General features: G+C 64.8%; 17 protein-coding genes and 2 pseudogenes. 9 read left to right on the top strand and 10 right to left on the bottom strand.

The features are described from left to right. Window positions 1-86 precede the first annotated feature (86 nt). The 6 genes and pseudogenes from gyrB to dnaA all read right to left on the bottom strand — a co-directional run bounded on the left by gyrB (window position 87) and on the right by dnaA (window position 8,475). Window positions 87-2,162, bottom strand: coding sequence for a DNA topoisomerase (ATP-hydrolyzing) subunit B (gene gyrB / locus GTV32_RS15855; protein ID WP_161062571.1), 2,076 nt, complete (start codon window positions 2,160-2,162; stop codon window positions 87-89). A gap of 321 nt (window positions 2,163-2,483) precedes the next feature. Continuing rightward, on the bottom strand, window positions 2,484-3,047 hold the full coding sequence (locus GTV32_RS15850) for a DUF721 family protein (RefSeq protein ID WP_161061130.1): 564 nt from the start codon (window positions 3,045-3,047) through the stop codon (window positions 2,484-2,486). After that, window positions 3,044-4,236 (bottom strand): annotated as a pseudogene (gene recF, locus GTV32_RS15845) (DNA replication/repair protein RecF). The gene GTV32_RS15850 and the pseudogene recF overlap by 4 nt, the downstream one beginning before the upstream one ends. 1 nt (window position 4,237) lies before the next feature. Then, a complete protein-coding gene (gnd, locus tag GTV32_RS15840) occupies window positions 4,238-5,164 on the bottom strand; it encodes a phosphogluconate dehydrogenase (NAD(+)-dependent, decarboxylating) (RefSeq protein WP_161061129.1) in 927 nt (308 codons plus the stop codon). Window positions 5,165-5,212: 48 nt separating this feature from the next. Further along, window positions 5,213-6,385 carry a DNA polymerase III subunit beta gene (gene dnaN, locus GTV32_RS15835; protein WP_161061128.1) on the bottom strand — a complete coding sequence of 391 codons (1,173 nt, stop codon included), beginning with the start codon at window positions 6,383-6,385 and terminating at the stop codon, window positions 5,213-5,215. A gap of 587 nt (window positions 6,386-6,972) precedes the next feature. Then, window positions 6,973-8,475 (bottom strand): chromosomal replication initiator protein DnaA, encoded by a 1,503-nt coding sequence (gene dnaA, locus GTV32_RS15830; protein ID WP_161061127.1) that lies wholly within the window; start codon window positions 8,473-8,475, stop codon window positions 6,973-6,975. A 562-nt stretch (window positions 8,476-9,037) separates the two neighbouring features. Here dnaA and rpmH point away from each other — a divergent pair. The 9 genes and pseudogenes from rpmH to GTV32_RS15785 all read left to right on the top strand — a co-directional run bounded on the left by rpmH (window position 9,038) and on the right by GTV32_RS15785 (window position 16,351). Next, window positions 9,038-9,181, top strand: a complete 144-nt coding sequence (gene rpmH / locus GTV32_RS15825; protein WP_006337454.1) for a 50S ribosomal protein L34 — start codon at window positions 9,038-9,040, stop codon at window positions 9,179-9,181. A 53-nt stretch (window positions 9,182-9,234) separates the two neighbouring features. Next, complete coding sequence (gene rnpA / locus GTV32_RS15820) at window positions 9,235-9,657, top strand: ribonuclease P protein component (RefSeq protein WP_161061126.1); 423 nt, start codon at window positions 9,235-9,237, stop codon at window positions 9,655-9,657. Then, window positions 9,654-9,929: pseudogene (yidD, locus tag GTV32_RS15815) on the top strand (membrane protein insertion efficiency factor YidD); the annotation flags it as partial. The gene rnpA and the pseudogene yidD, both read left to right, overlap by 4 nt. 60 nt (window positions 9,930-9,989) lie before the next feature. Continuing rightward, window positions 9,990-11,309 (top strand): membrane protein insertase YidC, encoded by a 1,320-nt coding sequence (gene yidC, locus GTV32_RS15810; RefSeq protein WP_161061124.1) that lies wholly within the window; start codon window positions 9,990-9,992, stop codon window positions 11,307-11,309. A gap of 79 nt (window positions 11,310-11,388) precedes the next feature. Continuing rightward, window positions 11,389-12,117, top strand: coding sequence for a R3H domain-containing nucleic acid-binding protein (locus GTV32_RS15805; RefSeq protein ID WP_161061123.1), 729 nt, complete (start codon window positions 11,389-11,391; stop codon window positions 12,115-12,117). Window positions 12,118-12,292: 175 nt separating this feature from the next. Continuing rightward, the gene (gene rsmG, locus GTV32_RS15800; protein ID WP_161061122.1) at window positions 12,293-13,003 is read left to right on the top strand and encodes a 16S rRNA (guanine(527)-N(7))-methyltransferase RsmG; all 711 of its coding nucleotides are present in this window, start codon (window positions 12,293-12,295) and stop codon (window positions 13,001-13,003) included. 143 nt (window positions 13,004-13,146) lie between these two features. Then, window positions 13,147-14,115 (top strand): ParA family protein, encoded by a 969-nt coding sequence (locus tag GTV32_RS15795; protein WP_161061121.1) that lies wholly within the window; start codon window positions 13,147-13,149, stop codon window positions 14,113-14,115. 142 nt (window positions 14,116-14,257) lie between these two features. Then, on the top strand, window positions 14,258-15,370 hold the full coding sequence (locus GTV32_RS15790) for a ParB/RepB/Spo0J family partition protein (protein ID WP_161061120.1): 1,113 nt from the start codon (window positions 14,258-14,260) through the stop codon (window positions 15,368-15,370). Between the two features lie 141 nt (window positions 15,371-15,511). Continuing rightward, window positions 15,512-16,351, top strand: a complete 840-nt coding sequence (locus GTV32_RS15785) for a hypothetical protein (RefSeq protein ID WP_161061119.1) — start codon at window positions 15,512-15,514, stop codon at window positions 16,349-16,351. Window positions 16,352-16,353: 2 nt separating this feature from the next. On the opposite strand, the gene GTV32_RS15780 is transcribed toward GTV32_RS15785, so the two are convergent. The 4 genes from GTV32_RS15780 to GTV32_RS15765 form a co-directional block, all read right to left on the bottom strand. Next, on the bottom strand, window positions 16,354-17,532 hold the full coding sequence (locus GTV32_RS15780) for an N-acetylmuramoyl-L-alanine amidase (RefSeq protein ID WP_161062570.1): 1,179 nt from the start codon (window positions 17,530-17,532) through the stop codon (window positions 16,354-16,356). Between the two features lie 208 nt (window positions 17,533-17,740). Further along, entirely contained in the window at window positions 17,741-18,079 is a 339-nt protein-coding gene (trxA, locus tag GTV32_RS15775; RefSeq protein WP_161061118.1) for a thioredoxin, read from the bottom strand. Between the two features lie 44 nt (window positions 18,080-18,123). Then, window positions 18,124-19,122 (bottom strand): thioredoxin-disulfide reductase, encoded by a 999-nt coding sequence (gene trxB, locus GTV32_RS15770; protein ID WP_161061117.1) that lies wholly within the window; start codon window positions 19,120-19,122, stop codon window positions 18,124-18,126. Between the two features lie 154 nt (window positions 19,123-19,276). After that, window positions 19,277-20,032, bottom strand: a complete 756-nt coding sequence (locus tag GTV32_RS15765) for a hypothetical protein (protein ID WP_161061116.1) — start codon at window positions 20,030-20,032, stop codon at window positions 19,277-19,279. Window positions 20,033-20,100 lie beyond the last annotated feature (68 nt).

Raw genomic sequence — 20,100 nt, 5'->3', positions numbered from 1 at the left:
TCAGCGACAAAGAGTCGAGATTCGCGGTCATCAAGGGTTTCGAGGCTCGTCGCTCGCGCTCCTCGCACCTCAACCGGCGAATGGCGTCAGACGTCCAGGAAGCGAACATCTTTGGCGTTACGGGCGATGAAGCTGCGGCGCGCGGCCACGTCCTCACCCATCAGGATCGAGAACAGTTCGTCGGCGGCGGCCGCATCGTCGAGGGTCACCTGACGAAGCACGCGAACCGAGGGATCCATCGTGGTCTCCCACAGTTCCTTCGCATTCATCTCGCCGAGACCCTTGTAGCGCTGGATGCCGTCGTCGGTGTTGATCTTGCGACCCGCGGCTCGCCCGGCTTCCAGCAGGCCGTCACGTTCGCGGTCGGAATATGCGAATTCCGGCTCGCTCTTCTGCCACTTGAGTTTGTACAGCGGCGGTTGCGCGAGGTAGACGTGTCCGTGTTCGACGAGCGGTCGCATGAACCGGAACAGCAGCGTGAGCAGGAGCGTGGAGATGTGCTGTCCGTCGACGTCGGCATCGGCCATCAGCACGATCTTGTGATAGCGCAGCTTGCTGATGTCGAACTCGTCGTGGATGCCGGTTCCGAACGCCGTGATGATCGACTGGACCTCGGTGTTCTTCAGCACGCGGTCGATCCGTGCCTTCTCCACGTTGATGATCTTGCCGCGCAACGGAAGGATCGCCTGATACATGGAGTCGCGGCCCGATTTGGCACTGCCACCCGCCGAATCGCCCTCGACGATGTAGACCTCGCACTTGCTGGGATCATTGCTGCGACAATCGGCGAGCTTTCCGGGCAATCCGCCGATGTCGGTTGCGGTCTTGCGACGCACCAACTCTCGCGCCTTACGGGCCGCGAGACGTGCTTGAGCCGAGTCGACCGCCTTCTTGACGATGGTCTTCGCCTCGGCCGGATTGGCCTCGAACCAGTGGCCGAGATGCTCGTTGCAGGTCTTCTGCACAAAGCTCTTGACCTCGGTGTTGCCGAGTTTGGTCTTGGTCTGGCCCTCGAACTGCGGATCGCCGACCTTCACCGAGATGACCGCTGCGAGACCTTCGCGGATGTCGTCGCCGGTGAGCTTGCCGTCTTTCTCCTTGAGGAGCTTCTTGTCGTAGGCGTACTTGTTGACCGTGCTGGTCAGCGCCGCGCGGAAACCCTCTTCGTGGGTGCCACCCTCGTGGGTGTTGATCGTGTTCGCAAAGGTGTGGACGGACTCCGAATAGCCGGCGTTCCACTGCATCGCGAGCTCGAGCTCATGCCCGGTGCCCTTGGCCGTGAATCCGATCACCGACGTGTGGATCGCGTTCTTGGTGCGGTTCAGGTGCTTGATGTAGTCGATCAGGCCGTCGGCATAGTGGTAGGTCCGGGTGCGGACCTTGGCCGCCTTCTGCGCCTTCTCGGCCTCCGACTTGATGCTCTCGGCAGAGTCGTCACCCTCCTCCATCTCGGCCTCGGCAACCGCCGCTTCGTCACTGAGACGATTGTCGGTGAGGGTGATGGTCAGGCCCTTGTTCAGAAACGCCATCTCCTGCAGACGACGCGCGATCGTCTCGGCACTGAACGTGGTGGATTCGAAGATCTTGGCATCCGGCCAGAACCGGACGGTGGTACCGGTCTTACGGGTCGCCTCACCCTGGTTGAGCGGACCCGGCTTGGCGTAATCGTAGGTCTGGTCCCAGTGGAAGCCGCCGTAGTTGATCTCGAGTTCGACCTTCGTCGACAACGCGTTGACCACGGAGATACCCACACCGTGCAGACCACCGGAGACCGCGTAGGCCTCGGAGTCGAACTTTCCGCCCGCGTGCAGCTGCGTCATGACGACCTCGACGGTGGGCACACCCGTCTTGTGCATGTCCACCGGAATGCCGCGGCCGTCATCGACCACCTGGACACCGCCGTCCTCGAGGAGGGTGACGTCCACTCGGCTCGCGTGGCCGGCCATCGCCTCGTCGACCGAGTTGTCGACGACCTCCCAGATCAGGTGATGGAGGCCTCGCTCGCCGGTGGACCCGATGTACATGCCGGGCCTTTTCCGGACAGCTTCGAGACCTTCGAGGATGCTGATGGAATCGGCGCCGTACTCGCCTGACTTCTTCGGCTTCCGGTTCTTCTTCGCCGCAGGGCTGTCAGACCGGTTGGTGTCGTTGGTGTCGGCCACGAGTTGCGTCCGCTCCTCTTCTGTCTCGGTGATACCCGGCAGCGATGGACACACGTCGACTCACCCGCGCCGGTGACGCGGACGAGATCGGGATACAGCCCGGGCCCGGAGACCGGCTGACGTCCACCCCTGTCGGGACAACTACTACATAGTACTGCCTGACCCGAACAGAAACGGGCATCCGGGGCCGCTAACGCCCGCGTAGATCGATTTTCTTCATCCGATGCCGGTCCGATCGTGGGTCGGCGGCAAATCTACGTTCTGGGGAAAGCTGACCTCGCTTTGCGGTTCTGGATCTGCTAGGCCCCGCCGGGCCCCTCCTCAACCGTAGGTGTCCCGCGGACCCCGGCCGGAGATGTGTTTGGGTCCCTTGCGCCACGACGGCGCCTTGGGACCGGTGATCCGCAGACTCGTCACCATCCCGTCACCGACGGCGGCGGCGATCTTCGCCAGGATGGTCGACTGCATGTACCGGAGCTGTGTGGCCCACGCGGTGGATTCGGCCTGGATGTGTAAGACGTTGTCGCTCAGCGTTGTTGGCCGCGCGTGCGTGGCGATGTCGGTGCCGACGATCTGCTCCCACATGCCGAACAGAGTGCCCTCACCGATACGCGGCTCCCAGCCACGTTCCTTGGCGATGTGGCCGGCAAGGCGTCCCAGCGGCTGTGGGTCACGACCGTCGGGGCCGGAGCCGGACCAGCGCCGACGGCGGCCTGCGGTGCGGCGAGGACCTGTGATCGGCGAGGAACGTCCCTGGCCGACGGACTTGCCGGCGGCGCGTGCAGCGGCACGCGCCTCCTCGAGCGCCTGTCGCGCGAGTTCATAGCCGGACGACGGTGAACCGGTGCCATCCGGCCGGTCGGGCGCGGCCGAGTCGTCGCTCATGTGGAGCCCTCCCCCATGTCGTCGCCGCTCACGAACGAGCGTCGGGACCCATTCTCCTCCGTCACGTCGACATTGACGCGTCGACCCGCGATGGCCGATGGGATGTCGTCCGCGACGGCAGCGGTGACCAACAACTGCTCGGCGGATTCGGTGAAGGCCACGAGTTGCGCTCGGCGCTGCGCGTCCAGTTCGGCGAACACGTCGTCGAGCATGATCACCGGCTCCACACCATCGGCCCGGACCAGCTCGACGGATCCGAGGCGTAGGGCCAGGGCCAGCGACCATGATTCGCCGTGGCTCGCGAAACCCTTCGCGACGTCATCGCCGAGCACGATGTCGATGTCGTCGCGGTGTGGACCGACCAGACTGACGCCGCGGTCGATCTCTTTGGGTCGCAGTTCGCCAAGACGCGCCAGCAGGATCTCACTGATCTCCTCGGCCGAGACCGGAGCATCGGGCTCGGGCACCACATCGGCTCCGGCGGCAGCACGGTATGCCAGACCGGCCGCACGCGAGTGCGGCGCGATGGCCGCATAGGACTCCGTCACGTGGGGGTGAGGTCCCTCAGCACCTCGATCCTCGCTGCGGTCACCTGGCCACCCAGATCGGCGAGTTGACCATCCCACACGTCGAGAGTGCTGATCACCGAATCCGCGTCGGATCCACCCCGTCGCAACGCGGACCCGGCGGTCTTCAGCAGCGCGGATCGCTGGCGAAGAACGCGATCGTAGTCGGAACGCGTTGCTGCCCAACGTGGTCCACGTTGCGCGACCAATTCGTCGATGAAGCGTCGGCGATCCGACGGGTCGCCGCGGATCAGCATGAGGTCTTCCGGTGCGAACATCACCGCACGAAGGATCCCGAGGATGTCACGCGATCGACGCGACGGGCTGCCGTTCACGGTTGCCTTGTTGGCACCCTCGGCCTTGATCTGCAATTGCACGGTCAGTTCGCGTCCGGCGTTCTCCACCGTCGACGTGACGAGGGCCGCGTCGGCACCACTGTGGACCAGCGGCGCATCGGAACTGACCCGATGTGACCTCAGATGCGCCAGATAGAAGACGGCCTCGAGCAGGTTCGTCTTCCCGAATCCGTTGCGGCCCACAAAGATGGTCGGTTCAGGCCGGAGGGTCAGCTCGATCTCGCGCCAGGACCGGAAGTCGCGCAGACGCAGGTCGCGAACGAACACGTCAATCCGCGAGGGGCGTACCGGTTTCGCCGACCGAACGCCCCTGCTTGTCGGTGACCGCGTGTCCGCCGAACTGGTTACGCAGCGCCGATACCGCCTTCAGCGCCGGTGATCCCTGATCCTGACGTGATGCGAATCGGGCGAACAACGCCGCCGAGATGACGTTTGCCGGCACCGAATGCCGGATGGCCTCCTCGACGGTCCATCGTCCCTCGCCGGAATCGGTGGTGTAGTCGGAGATCTCGGAGAATCCCGGATCCTCCTGCAATGCCCGGACCAGCAGTTCCAACAGCCAGGACCGCACGACAGTCCCCTGCGTCCATGCCCGGAGGGTGCCCTCGACATCGGTGATCAGCGGTTCGGCGCAGAGCAATTCGTAGCCCTCACCGTAGGCGTGCATCAGCCCGTATTCGACTCCGTTGTGCACCATCTTGGCGTAATGACCTGCGCCGACCGGACCGGCGTGGACGAAACCGTCGGCACGATCGCCGGGTGGCCGCAGTGCGTCGAAGATCGGCATCGCCCGCGCGACGTCGTCATCGCTGCCGCCTGCCATCAGTCCGTAGCCGTTCTCCAGACCCCAGACGCCACCCGACACACCGCAGTCGATGTAACCGATTCCCTTGTCCCCCAACGCCTGCGCATTCGGAAGGTCATCGGTGTACTTGGAATTTCCACCGTCGATCACCAGGTCACCGGCATCGAGCAGGCCGGCGAGTTCGGTCACCGTGGAACGCGTCGGATCCCCCGACGGCACCATCACCCAGATCACCCTCGGCGTCTCGAGCGCGGCGATCATCTCCGAGAGCGAGCCGACGTCGGACACCTCCGGCCGTGGGTCATAGCCGACGACCTGGTGTCCGGCCTCCTGGATCCGGGTGCGCATGTTGGCACCCATCTTGCCGAGACCGACCAGTCCGAGTTGCATCGACGATCCTCCGCTCGGTGGCGATTGGGTATGTGACGGATCCGCAGGTCAGCCCGGAAGCCGTACCGGCATCAGCAGGTAGGTGAAGACACTGTCGGGTGCGACGAATGCGCCGGACTCGTCGGCCACCGGCTCTTCGCCGGTCGACGGACGCAGCACCGCCGGCCGGCTCGGCGTGGTGAATCCGAAATCCACCGAGGCGACGCCGATGGCCGACAGCCCGTCCTGCAGGTACCCGGGATTGAATGCGATGGTCAAGGGCTCACCGTGGAACTGCACGGCGAGTTCCTCCTCGGCCTTGCCGGCCTCGTCTCCGCCTGCGGTCAAGAGCAGAGTGCCTTCGCTGAACTCCATCCGCACCTGCGCACCGCGCTCGGCGACGAGGGCGACACGCTTGATCGCCTCGATCAGCGGTGCGCTCTCGATGGTCGCGATCGCGGTGTGGCTGGCCGGCAGCAGCTGACGGAACTTGGGGAACTCGGCGTCGAGCAACCGGGTGGTGGTGCGCTTCGTCTCGCCGAGGATCCCGAGGATCCCTTCGCCACCGATGCCGGATCCGGTACCGAATGCCAACGAGATCTGGCCGGTGGACTCGGATCCCGCAGTCCGAGCGCTTTCGGAGAGGGTCTTGGCGGGCACCAGCACCGCACCGGTGGTGTCGGGGGCGGACGGATCCCACTCCAGCTCGCGAACGGCCAGTCGGAACCGGTCGGTGGCGGCCAGGACCACACGATTGCCCTCGATCTCCACGCGCACACCGGTCAACATCGGAAGTGTGTCGTCGCGGCCGGCGGCGACGGCCACCTGCCCGATCGCCTCGGCAAAAATCTGTGCGGGGATGGTTCCGGTGACCGACGGCGGGGTGGGCAGTTCCGGATAGTCCTCGACCGGCATCGTGGGCAGGGAGAATTTCGCACTGCCACAGGCAATGGCCACACGCGTGCCGTCGAGGCTCACGTCGACCGGCTTGTTGGGCAGCGCCTTGGTGATGTCGGCGAGAAGTCGCCCGGAGACGAGCACCTTGCCGGGCTCGGCGACTTCGGCTGCGACGGTCTCCTGGGCGGACACCTCGTAATCGAACCCCGAGACCTCGAGGCCACCGCCATCGCCGACGGTGAGAACAACACATCCGAGGACCGGAACCGGCGGGCGGGCAGGCAGGCTGCGGGCCACCCAGGCAACGGAATCTGCGAACTCGTCACGCGCGACACGGAACTTCATGCTGGGTGGTTGCCCTTCTTCGTCTGCTGACTCTCGCCCCGTCCACCCGAATCCGCCGAGCACCGATCCGGATCGACCCGGCGCGAGTGCGTGAGCGGTTCGCATGGGGATTCCCGCCGGAGTTCCACGCGCTTGTGCGAATGGGATTCCGGGTGGGGATTCCACTGTAGAACGAGGGTGCCAGACGGGGAGGTGTTGGGGGGAACTGAACGCGACGATGTCGCCGGGCTCGGCACGCTCGAGTGCTCACTGTGCACAGTCCCTTCTCTTAGAAGAGATTCTTTAGAGAAGGATCCATGACAGTAATAGGGCCTGTGGATCTGTGCACAAACGGCGATCGTGGCTGGTCACGGCGGACGGGCGCTTGTGGACCCGCGGTGGATATCTGTGGAGGCGTTCACTCGTTCATGTGGAGTCCGGCGACTGTTCAATGACGCTCCACGCTTGCTGCACAGGCGAGCGCTGGTTATCCCGAGGGTTATCCACATCTGGTGATGACAACAATCTGTCGCCGAATCGGCCCGGATCCAGCGGATCCGTGCATGACAAACCCTGTGGTTCGAGTCGAGAGTTGGTGCCGGTCGGGCTCAGACGGCGCGTTGTTTGATGCGCGCGGTGAGTTCCTGGACGTGGTCGTAGACCTTGCGTCGCTCGGCCATCTCCTTGCGGATCTTGCGCTCGGCGTACATGACCGTCGTGTGGTCGCGGTCGAACGTCTCGCCGATCTTCGGGAGTGACAGGTCGGTCAGCTCACGGCAGAGGTACATGGAGATCTGACGTGCCTGCGCGATCGATCGGGTCTTGCCGGGGCCGCGGAGTTCCTCGACCGAGATATCGAAGTACTCCGCGGTGATGGCCAGGATGCTCGCCGCACTGACCTCGAGCGTCCCGGAATTGGGCAGCAACGCCTGTAGGACGACCTCGGCGAGGGACTTGTCGAGGTCGGCGTTGTTGAGTGAGGCGAAGGCGGTGACCCGGATGAGGGCGCCCTCGAGCTCGCGGATGTTGCGTTCGATCTTCGACGCGATGAGTTCGAGCACGTCGTCGGGCACGGCGATGTTGTCCATCTGCGCCTTCTTGCGCAGGATCGCGATCCGAGTCTCCAGATCGGGCGGTTGGACATCGGTGATGAGGCCCCACTCGAATCGGGTCCGGAGCCGATCCTCAAGTGTTGCAAGCTGTTTCGGTGGGCGATCGGACGACACGACGATCTGCTTACTCGCGTTGTGCAGCGTGTTGAAGGTGTGGAAGAACTCTTCCTGGATACCTTCTTTGCCGATCAGGAACTGGATGTCGTCGACGAGAAGGACATCGACGTCGCGGTAACGCCGTTTGAACGCGACCCGCCGGTCGTCACGCAGCGAGTTGATGAAGTCGTTGGTGAATTCCTCGGTGGATACGTACTTCACCCGCATCCCGGGAAACAGTCGCTGTGCGTAATGCCCGGCCGCATGCAGCAGGTGGGTCTTGCCGAGGCCGGATTCGCCCCAGATGAACAACGGGTTGTAGGCGCGGGCGGGTGCCTCGGCAACCGCCACGGCCGACGCATGGGCGAACCGGTTCGAGGCGCCGATGACAAAGGTGTCGAACGTGTACTTGGGACTCAGGTTGGCACTCGAGGGAGACTGTCCGGCGGTCGGCCGTTCGGCAAAGTAGGTCGACCAGTCGGCAGGCTCCGAGGAGGTGGCACGTTCCGGTCGTCCGTCGAAGCCGCTCTGGGCGGGCGCCGGGGGCGTCACGGTGGCCACGGCGGAATCGGACCGTTCGGTGGACGGCGCCACTGGTTCGGGCAGCGTCTCCTCGACCACGGGGGTGGAGATGCGGACGCCGAGGTCGACGGGCTGGCCGAGGTGCCGGCTGAGCGCAGACCGGATGGTGTCGCGAAGATTGCGTTCGATCTGTTCCTGGACGAGGGGGGTCGGAACGGTGAGCAGCGCGAAGCCCTCGGCGAGGGTGAGTGGCTGGACGAGCGAGAGCCATGCCTTCTGCTGGCGGGTCAACGGCTCGTGGTCGTGGGCGGCGGCATCGTTGTTGAGCTCGGCCACCACGCTTTGCCAGACCTCGCCAAACGTATCGCGATCACTCATCACGGTGCATCACTCATAAATGCCAGGTCCTCCTACCGGAACAACGACCAGCGTTGGTCATGAGGATGTCACCTTGCCGCACCCTGCCCCGAGTTGTCCACATGGTTGTCCACAGCTGTGTACAGATCTGGGGGTGCGCTGAGTGCTCTGGCGGCCGGAAGGGTCCACTGAATCGTTCTCTTCGTTGACTCTGCGCCCGAAGTTAACAGAGTGCAGTCCCGCCGACAAAGTGAATCGGTGGATTAGGTCACCCCGATTGTGTGCCCCGAGGGCGGCCGGTCTCGGACGACCTGTGTGCGACGTCACGTGGGGCGGTGTTTGCCTTGGGCCCGTTTGATTTGCTGAGGCGTACTCAGTAGTCTCGACTGGTCATCCAGGTTGCGTATTTGCGCGGTGGCCTGTGGTTGTGGTGATCGGTTCCGACGCAGCTCGGACCGGTCGGCTCATCCATGGACGCCCAACCGACACCAGTTCGGCACCGCACCGGGATCAGAAGACCACCAAGAAGGATGTGGTTCGCGCGTGCAGTCGGCGCGGCGCCACGCAGGAGCACAAGGAGTCACCCATGGCCAAGGGAAAGCGGACTTTCCAGCCCAACAACCGTCGTCGCGCACGCGTGCACGGTTTCCGGTTGCGGATGCGTACCCGCGCGGGCCGCGCCATCGTCAACGGTCGCCGCAGCAAGGGCCGCGCAAAGCTCACCGCCTGACCCGACAGCGACAACACCGGCGGTGTCCTCGACATCGCCGGTCGCTGGTATCGATGGTGGCTGCTGCGCATCGGATCTCTCGCGGATCCGACTTCGATCGCACGCTGAAAGCCGGTGTGCGGGTGACGACGCGTGACCTCGTTGTCCACGTCCTGCCACTCACCGGCTCGACAGTCGATCTCGACGATCCCCGCAGTCCCGGTATCGCCAGCACAGGCGGACCGTGGCTCGGACTCATCGTCAGCAAGACCGTCGGTAATGCGGTGATCCGGCATCGCGTGGCACGCCGGCTCCGGGCGGCGTTCCAGTTGTGCCGCGGTGAGTTCCCGCTCCCCCAGACCATGGTGGTGATCCGGGCCCGCAGGTCGACAGCAGAACAGAGCAGCACCGAACTCTCAGAACAGCTCGCCGATGCGTTGTCGCGGCGCCGAGTGCGAGAAGCTTTCGACCCTTCCGACCGTCAGGCATTGCGATGACCGACTCCGACCACGGGGATGAGCAGATAACACCGAAGCGGTGGTTCTATCTCCTGCCCCGGCGGATCATCATCTTCCTCATCGAGCTCTACCGCACCTGGGTCTCCCCACTGCGGCTACCCACATGCCGATTCGAGCCGACGTGCTCGGCCTATGCCGTCGAGGCCCTCACCCGCCATGGATTCCTGTATGGCGGGTGGTTGTCGATCGTGCGGCTGTGCAAATGCGGCCCGTGGCACAAACCCGGCTACGACCCGGTACCCGAGCGTGGGATCCGGGAACTCTTCAGAGCCACCGAAAACACACCGTCAGAGGTTAGGGGTAACTGACCCGTGCTCAACTTCATCTACTACCCGGTCTCCTGGATCATGTGGGTCTGGCATTGGATCTTCGCGGAGATCACGCCGGACAACCCGGGAGGCAACGGTGTGGCCTGGGCGCTGTCGGTGGTGTTCCTCGTGTTCACCCTGCGCGCCATCCTCTACAAGCCCTTCGTGAAGCAGATCCGCACCACGAAGAAGATGCAGGAGATCAATCCGCAGCTTCAGGCGATCCGCAAGAAGTACGCCAAGGATCGCGTCAAGATGACCGAGGAGATGCAGAAGCTGCAGAAGGAGCACGGGTTCAATCCCTTGCTCGGCTGCCTGCCGATGCTGCTGCAGGTCCCGGTCTTCATCGGTCTGTTCCACGTGCTCCGTTCGTTCAACCGGACGGCCACCGGGATGGGACAGCTGGGCATGTCTCCGGAGCAGACCCGCGAGGTCGGCAACTATGCCTTCAGCCCCGAACTGGTGCAGAACTTCCTCGACGCACGTCTGTTCGGTGTCCCGTTGTCGGCGTTCATCACCGAACCGGTCGAGCAGTTCCAGGCATTCGTCCAGCCGGGTGCACCCATCGACTTCACGCGCACGCAGATCGCGATCGTGGTGATCCCGATGATGATCATCGCGTCCATCGCCACGCACATGAACTCGCGGGCGTCGGTTGCTCGGCAGCCGGAGGCTGCGCTCGAGAACCCACAGACCCGCATGATGAACATGCTGGCGTTGTACATCTTCCCGCTGGGCATCCTGGTGACCGGGCCGTTCTTCCCCGTGGCGATCCTTCTGTACTGGATGAGTAACAACATCTGGACCTACGGCCAGCAGCACCTCGTGTTCGGGCGAATCGCGAAGGAAGAAGAAGCCGCGAAGCTCGAGAAGCAGGAAAAGCAGAAAGCCAATGCGCCGAAGCCCGGTGCCCGGCCGGATCCCGGACGAAAACTTGCCAAGGGTGAGTCAGCTGGAGACGTGGACGAACAGGCTTCGGCGGCACCGGCCGCTGCGGTGGCGACGTCGGCCGGCCCGCTGAGCGGCTTGCAGCGTTGGCTCCGTCCTGACCGTCGACCGAAGGCTGATGCCGGCACGTCCCCCGCCGAGGCCGATGCTGTGGCGTCGGGTTCGGATGCGACTGATGCCACGGATGCGTCGTCGCCGAGTGTGGACGGTGCGGGCTCTGCGGGACAGACTGCGAAGTCCGGTTCGAGTGCCAAGTCCGGTGGCGGACAGAAATCGTCGGCAGGCCAGAAATCGGGTACTGCTCACGTGGCCGGCAAGAACCGCAAGGGCAACGCGAAGCGTAAGAAGGGCGGCCGTCCCGGCGGACGCCGCTGATCCAAGGGCAGCCACTCCCCTCCCCTTTCGCGGGTGGCACCAGAGACGTTGATCAGAAGCAGAGTTAGGTGGAATTGAGATGACAGCAGAGACCGCTGCACAGGACGAGCAGGAGATCCGCGACGACGCCGCCGAGCCGGCCGAAGAGGCCACCGGTGGCGACGCGGTCGAGACCGCGACAGGCGAGACCGCAAGCGACGAGACCGCGACCGACGCAACGGAGCCCTCAGGATCTGGGACCACGGATCGTGGTGCTGATGACGATGACGCTGACGCTGACGACAACTCCGACGCTGACGATGACTCCGACGACAACTCCGACGACGAGGAAGAAGTCGACGACGAGGAGCGTCTGGTCGAAGAGGGTGAGATCGCCGGCGATTATCTCGAGCAGCTCCTCGACGTCTTGGACTTCGACGGCGACATCGACCTGGACGTCGACGGCGACCGCGCGATCGTGAGCATCGACGGTGGAGATGATCTGACCAAGCTGGTTGGTCGTAAGGGTGAGGTGCTCGATGCACTTCAAGAACTCACACGCTTGGCCGTGCAGCAGGCAACGGGTGATCGCAGCCGGCTGATGCTGGACATCGCGCGGTGGCGCGCCGATCGTCGGGACCGTCTGGCCCGGATCGGCACCGAGGTCGCTGAGCGCGTTCGAGAGTCGGGTGTCCGTGAGGAACTCGACCCGATGACTCCGTTCGAGCGGAAGATCGTCCACGACGCGGTGGCTGCGGTGGACGGCGTCGTCAGCGAGAGTGAGGGCGCCGAGCCGAAGCGTCGTGTGGTGGTGTTGCGTTCCAGCTAGTGTTGCGAGAGCACGCGATGAAGTCCCGGTTCCGGCCGGGACTTTGTTGTATCTGGCACCGGTAATCACATTGGTGTAACTAGGTCGTAGTGGGTGTGGTTTCACGTGGAACACAGCGAGCGAACCTCTGCGTTTCACGTGAAACATGGCTATAGCAAGCGTCGCCGACGAAAGGATGTTTCACGTGGAACCAGCCGAGGGCGACGAGCCGCGGCCCGCTCCCCCAGAGGCGCTCACCGTCTTCGGTGACCGATTGGGTACGGCGGAGAGATATAGCACCGCGCTGGCCGGAGACGGCGTGGTTCTCGGTCTGATCGGACCGCGCGAGGTTCCGCGTCTGTGGGATCGCCACGTCTTGAACTGTGCTGTGATCGGCGACGTCATAGACCGCGGTGAGACCGTCGTAGATATCGGCAGCGGGGCCGGGCTGCCCGGGATCCCACTCGCCATCGCACGCCCGGACCTTGTGGTGACCCTCGTGGAGCCACTGCTTCGTCGCAGTGAGTTCTTGCAACGGATCGTCGACGAGTTGGACCTCGACGTGACGGTGGTTCGGGGCCGTGCCGAAGAGAAGGTGGTGCGGGCGGCGGTCGGTGAGGCCGACGTGGTCACCTCACGCGCTGTTGCACCTCTGGAGCGCTTGGCGAAATGGTCGGGACCTCTCGTTCGTGAGGGCGGCAGAATGGTGGCCATCAAGGGCTCTTCTGCCGGCGAGGAGATTGAGCGAGACCGCGACGTGGTCGGTCGGGCCGGTCTCTCAGACCTGCGGGTGGAACAGTGTGGCAGGGGTGTTTTGGAAGTGCCGACCACGGTGGTGATCGGGACCAAGCGGCGTGGCGGCGCGGGCTCGGGTAGGCATTCGCGAACACGTAACAAGAAGGGGTGACCGGATTGGTGTGGAGTCCACGGAGGGCGCAGAATAGACGGCAGACCGGTGATCGGTCTGCGGCATCTGAAGCCGTAGATGGTCGTGATGCCCACGCGGGGCAGGTTGCCGAAAGTTACGAAGTCGGGCGAAGGAGTCCAAGCGTGGTCGATCAGGACCCGAGTGTTTCACGTGAAACCACAGTCGGCGGCGGGTCCCCTACCCCGCCCAGCCCAGGCCCATCGACAATACGTCCGGAGTTCCATGACACTCCGATAGCCGCCGCCGCGGCTCGCGCGAGCCAGGTCCTCACCCCAGGTGGGTCCGGACAGCTGCCACGCCCGCCGAAGACCCGCATCCTGACCATCGCCAATCAGAAGGGTGGTGTCGGCAAGACGACGACCGCGGTGAATCTTGCCGCCGGCCTGGCGCTGCACGGGCTGGGAGTTCTGGTCGTCGATCTCGATCCCCAGGGCAATGCAAGTACCGCACTCGGTATCGACCACCGCGCTCCGGACATCGCGTCGGTCTACGAACTGTTGCTCGGCGAGGTCACGCTCGCGGAGGCCGCTCAGAAGAGCCCGAACAACGATCGGCTCCTCTGTGTCCCCGCCACCCTCGATCTGGCCGGCGCCGAGATCGAGTTGGTGTCTCTCGTCGCACGCGAGAATCGTCTGCGTAACGCCCTGAATGAGGACACACTTCGCGACCTCGATGTCGACTACGTGCTCATCGACTGCCCGCCTTCTCTGGGCCTGTTGACCGTCAACGCAATGGTGGCGGCCAAAGAGGTCCTCATTCCGATCCAGTGCGAGTACTACGCGTTGGAAGGCGTCGGTCAGCTGTTGCGCAACATCGAGTTGGTCCAGGCGCATCTCAATCCGTCGCTGCATGTCTCGACCGTTGTCCTGACCATGTACGACGGCAGGACCAAACTCGCCGATCAGGTCGCCGACGAGGTCCGCAACCATTTCGGAGACAAGGTACTCAAGGCGATCATCCCCCGCAGCGTGAAGGTCTCCGAGGCGCCGGGATTCGGAATGACCATCATCGAGTACGACCCGGGTTCACGTGGATCAATGAGCTATCTCGACGCGTGCCGGGAGTTGGCCCTGCGAGGCGTGGCGCCATGACCTCCGCTTCCGACCACCCGAACATTTCCTGGCAGGTCCGGCCGCTGCGTGCCGATTGTCGTCGGTCGGTACGGATAGGATTCGAAGTCGTAGTGGGACGGCAGTTGCCGAAACACCCGGTGTACCCAGCGAGAGGACAGCAGTGAGTCAGCGAGATACTGCACAGCGTCGAGGCGGCCTCGGGCGTGGTCTGGCCGCGCTGATCCCCACCGGTCCACCGGAGGGGGATGCACCTACCGGCCCCCGTCTCGGTTCCGCGGCCGCCGATGTGGTCATCGGCAGGACCACACCGGCAGGCTCGGACTCCCCTGGCTCGTCTGTCCGCAACACCTCGGGGTCAGACACCGCCGCCGACGGCACTCAGGGCAACGCGACCTCCGACGCCACGTCTCCGGATCCCAATGCGTCGGCGGCGAACGAGATGGGCGCGGTCTATCGCGAGATCCCACCGTCGCAGATCCAGCCGAACCCGCAGCAGCCGCGCACGGTCTTCGATGAAGAGGCACTGGCCGAGCTCGTGCACTCCATCAAGGAGTTCGGCCTCATGCAGCCCATCGTGGTGCGGCGGCTGTCGGCTCCTACCGACGACGGCGTTCTGTATCAGTTGGTGATGGGTGAGCGGCGTTGGCGTGCCGGTCAGGAAGCCGGACTCGAAGCGCTCCCCGCGATCGTTCGCGAGACCGCCGATGCGGATATGTTGCGCGACGCGCTGCTGGAGAACATTCACCGTGCCCAGCTCAATCCCCTGGAAGAGGCGGCGGCCTATCAGCAGCTGCTCGACGAGTTCGGTGTCACCCACGAGGAACTCGCGAATCGGCTGGGCCGATCACGGCCGTTGATCACCAACATGATCCGATTGCTCAAGCTGCCGGTGCCGGTGCAACGACGGGTCGCGGCGGGTGTGCTGTCGGCCGGCCACGCGCGTGCACTGCTGTCCCTCGAGACGGGAAGCGACGCCCAGGAAGCGTTGGCTGCTCGGATCGTCGCGGAAGGTATGTCGGTGCGGGCCACCGAGGAAGCCGTGACCCTTTCGAATCGAGGCGACCGGGACTCGTCGACACCGGCTTCCCCCGCGAAGCGGAAGCCGATGCAGATGCCCGGGCTGCAGGACGTCGCGGAACGGCTTTCGGATCGGCTGGACACGAGAGTTACAGTCAGTCTCGGGAAGCGAAAAGGCAAGATCGTGGTGGAGTTCGGCTCAGTCGAGGATCTCGAACGCATCGTCGGTGTGGTCGACCCCCGTGGGGTCTCGTGACCCCGTGAAGAGGCCTCACGCGGGTACCCGGGTGATACGTCACAGTGACATTTGATCAGCGAGGACGATGGTGACAGTACGAAATCTCTTGTCGCACTACACTTTCGATCTCTCGCACCCGGCCGAGGCGGCGACTACGCGATGAATCTCGCGGTGACCCGTCTCGATCTGGAATCGTTCGATTCGTTGCCGATGCACACGCGTCGTTGCGTCTTCTGGGAAGTGGATCCGTCATCGTCGCGCGCGACCGAGAACGAGATCTTCGGCAATGTGGGGTCGGCGTTCGAGAGCGAGTTCGACAAAGAGGCGTGGATCTCCGGTGTCCTCCTCGAATGGGGCACTTGCGGGCAGGTCGCCGTGGACGGACAGACCGGCCACTACGTGGGAGCCGCGTTCTACGCCCCGCCCGGTCGTGTTCCGCGTTCGGGCTACTTCCCCACTTCCCCGGTGAGCGCCGACGCGGTGCTTCTCACGTCGATTCGTACCGAGCCAGGGTTCGAGGAAGCGGCGCCCATTCTCCTCGACAGCGTCATCACCAACTTGGTCCGTCGTGGTGTCCGAGCCGTGGAGGCATTCGGTATCGTCCGGACGCCGAAGGAGTCGGCTGATTCGTCGGCGGTCAGCCCGTCTCCGTCCGAACACGACGAGGTGGCAGAGCTCGGCGCACTGGAATCGATCTCGAGTGAGATGCAGTTCTGGTCGGATGAGGCAATCGTCGAGCTGACCCGCGCGATGCACGACAGCCCGCAGACCGATCTGTGCACCGAGTGCATCATCGACGCGGACTTCCTCAAAGACTCAGGGTTCGACTTGGTGGCGTCGCACCCCCGGTTCCCCCGGTTCCGCCTCGAACTCGACGAAGGACTGGGATGGAAGCACGAGGTGGAACACGCTCTCGAGAAGCTGGTGGTGATGGCCGCGATGGATCTGGCCGGGCGTGAGCGACCGGCAACAGTGCCGGTCGGCCGACGACAGCACTGAATTCAGCTGGAAAGACGCTCCGCCGCAAGGAGTTCGGCGAATGTATACGTCCCGGTGGGACGGTCGTTCTCACCGAGCAGGTACAAGCGCTTCACGGCCACGAGAATCGCTTCGGCGATCACGTCACGGGCCTTCGGATCGTTCAGGAGTTCGGCATCGTTCTGGTTCGTGATGTAGCCGACGTCGATCAGCGCTACCGGCATTCTGGTGAGCCGCAACACATCCCAGGTTCGCTCGTGTGTCCGGCAGTCGGTGAGACTTGTGCGGGCGGCGATCTCGCGTTGAATGAAACCGGCGAGGTTGCGTCCGATGGTGGAGAACGACCCGTGCGAGTTGCCGAAATGGAACGACGCCACACCATGTGCGCGGTCGTTGGGGTAATGAGCACAGCGCAGCGAGATCATCAGATCGGCATCCACGAGATTGGCCACGCGGGCGCGCTCATCATCGCTGGGGCGACCTCGGCCGTCGTGTGACAGGAACGTCTCCATGCCGGCGGCGGCCATGCGGCCCTCCAGTCGCGCGCCGAGATCCCACAACACGGCCGACTCGAGTTCTGCGGTCGCTCCGAATGAAAGATCGTGCAGCCCACCGGAACCGGGGTCGATGAGGATTCGCTTGCCGGAGAGCTGTGGGCCGGATCGGCGGACGTGTTCCTCTTCGCGGATGGCGTGCGGTGATCCGCCAGTGACCCGGGTTCCGAGGCGCTCGAGGGAACGCAGGGTGGACGGTCCGCAGATGCCGTCGGAGGAAAGGCCGTACTCGCTCTGATACAGGCAGACGGCGTTGTGGGTGGTCTCACCGAACGTGCCGTCGACGAGCCCGGTGTAGTAGCCGAGATTCTGGAGCCGTGCCTGCAGGGTGGCGACGTCGTCGCCGACCATCGGTGCGGACAGACGATAGAGCAGCACACGTGTGCCGAGTTGGTAAGAGGCCTCACGCAGGGCGCGATACGTTGCCGGGCCGACGATGCCGTCGACGATCAGTCCACGTTCCTGCTGGAACGCCCGGACGGCGCGATCGCACGCATCATCGAAGATCGCCTCGGGAGGCGTCCAGCCACTGAAAGTGCCGGACATGCTCTCGGGTGCCGGACTCGACGTCAGCAGTCTGAGTCCGACGAGGATGTTCCGGATCTCGGCGACAGCCGAGCCATGATCCCCGAGTCGGAACAACGGCATCAGCATCTCCTCGTCCAGGCAGCGCGGTGGATGGGTGTCGGTGTCAGCGTCCCCCAGATCGGTGCTCACCGCACACCGCCGCAAACACCGAGCATTCTTTCAGGTCGCCTGGGGCACGACCAAATGATGGCGCCTCGAGGGGCGCCATCATCGGGCTCCTGCGGCTCCGGTCCGTCGTCTGACGTCCGGATAAACGCAGGTCAATCGGTCATGCGGGCGAGCCGACGACTCCGTCCAGCTCGCGCAGCAGGGCAGCCTTGCCCTTTGCGCCGACGATCGTCTTGGTGGGCTTGCCATCCTCGAACAGGATCATGGTCGGGATCGACATGATCTGGAAGTCGCGAGCCACGCCGGGATTGGCGTCGACGTCGAGTTTCGCGATGGTCAGCTTGTCGCCGTGATCGCGGGCGATCTCCTCGAGCACGGGCGCCACCATCTTGCACGGCCCGCACCAGGTTGCCCAGAAGTCGACGAGGACCGGCTTGTCGGCGCCGAGCACCTCGTCCTTGAAGGTCGCGTCGGTGACGGCGACGGTGTTTGCTCCCATGGTGTCCTCCTTATGGACGTCAGAAGTAGATGTCGGGTGGTAGATCAGGCAGTCGCGTCGACGACCACGAACTCGCCCTCGAGTCCGGCGTCGCTGTCGATATCGCCCTGCTCGGCGAGCCAGCGCTCGGCGTCGATCGCCGCCGAACAGCCGCTCCCGGCTGCCGTGATGGCCTGGCGGTACGTGTGGTCGACGAGGTCACCACAGGCGAAGACGCCCGGCAGCGATGTGTACGTGGTGCGGCCGGCAACCTGCACGTAGCCTTCGGGATCCAGATCGATCTGGCCACGGACGAGTTCGCTGCGCGGATCGTGTCCGATTGCGACGAACATGCCCGTCACGTCGATCGTGCTGGTCTCTCCGGTCCTCGTGTCGGTGACCCCGAGGCCGGTGACCGAGTTGTCGCCGATCACCGAAGTCACGGCGGCGTTGGTGACGAACCGGATCTTCTCGTTGGCTCGGGCGCGCTCGAGCATGATCCTCGACGCACGGAACTCGTCACGTCGGTGGACCAGCGTGACGCTACGCGCGAACTTGGTGAGGAAGGTCGCCTCTTCCATGGCGGAGTCGCCGCCACCGATGACGGCGATGTCTTGATCCTTGAAGAAGAAGCCGTCACAGGTGGCACAGGCCGAGACGCCGCGTCCGAGCAGGGTCTGCTCGTTCTCGACTCCCAGGTAGCGAGCGGCCGCGCCCATGGCCAGGATGACCGAACGCGCGCGGAACACCTCGCCGCCGACCTCGACCTCTTTGATCTCACCTTCGAGTCGGACGGTGTCCACGTCTTCCATGCGCAGGTCCGCGCCGAAACGGATCGCCTGCTCGCGCATCTCGTCCATCAGCTGGGGCCCCTGGATACCGCTCTGGAAGCCGGGGAAGTTCTCGACCTCGGTGGTGGTCATCAGAGCGCCACCGAACTGCGTGCCCTCGAAAACGACGGGCGCGAGCTCGGCACGAGCCGCGTAGATCGCGGCGGTGTAGCCGGCCGGGCCCGACCCGATGATGATCAGGTTGTGGATCTGCTGGCTGTCTGGCTGGGTCATCCGTCCTCCGTGCTCGACGGCGCGGTGGATTCTCGACTCCGCGCCGGGTGTCTCGGCTGTCTCAACATCAGGGTAAGGGCAGATGTTCCCGGCAGCGGGAGGCGTGCGTGGTCGGTCACATGTGGTCGGCCATGCCGACCACCCGGGGGCGGTGTCAGCCGCCGATCGTGGTCCGGCTGATCCGGGCCGGATTGCCGGTGGTGCAGTCGGGTGCCACGACCAGCGCATCGAAGCGTCCGGCGGTCCCTGTGGACAGCAGGATCACGACGCTCGCGAGGCCACGGATCGTGGCCCGCCCGGTGCCGAGGACCACGGTGTCGGATGGGACGCCGTTGGCGCCGGTACAGCGACGCAACGCCTCCTCCGATCCGAACGGAGCAAAGTCCTTCTTGCCCAGGACGGACAACATCGCGACACGATCACCGGGGCCGAGGCCGGGGAAAGTGGACGAGGACGGTTGCGCCTGGACCGGACGGTCGGGCTCCGGTGATCGGAGGACGCCGATGACTGCGAACACCGCCACGAGCGCCGCGGCAACCGCGCCGGCAGCCAACCAGCGGGCGCGAGTGCGTCGCCGGCGGCGTGTCGCGAGTTCACCGACGGTGCCGCCGTCGGACGAGGAGCTCTCCGCCGCGAGGGCATCGAGCGTTTGCCGGGTCCTCGAGGCGACCTCGGCGGGCACGGGCACCGGCGGCACGGTGGCCCCCCGCAGCTGAGCAGTCGTCCGGTCGAGCGCGGCGAGTATGGCACGGGCGTCGGGGTCGTCGGCGAGACGCGACCTCATGTACTCGGCGACATCGGTGGGTAGGGCATCGGCATGGAGATCGGCGAGGAGATCGGCCGGGTAGGGCGGCTGAGGGTAGCGCGACACCGTGTTGTCAGGGTGGTCATCTGCTCCCGGCGGGATCATCGTTCCACTCTCCCACTTCTCTCCCCCGGACCTGGTCCACCGTGGGTGGATTCAGCGCGGCGCCGGAC

Source organism: Gordonia sp. SID5947 (assembly GCF_009862785.1).
In the GTDB taxonomy this organism is placed as follows: Bacteria; Actinomycetota; Actinomycetes; order Mycobacteriales; family Mycobacteriaceae; genus Gordonia.
This window is presented reverse-complemented; position numbering and strand designations above follow the sequence as displayed.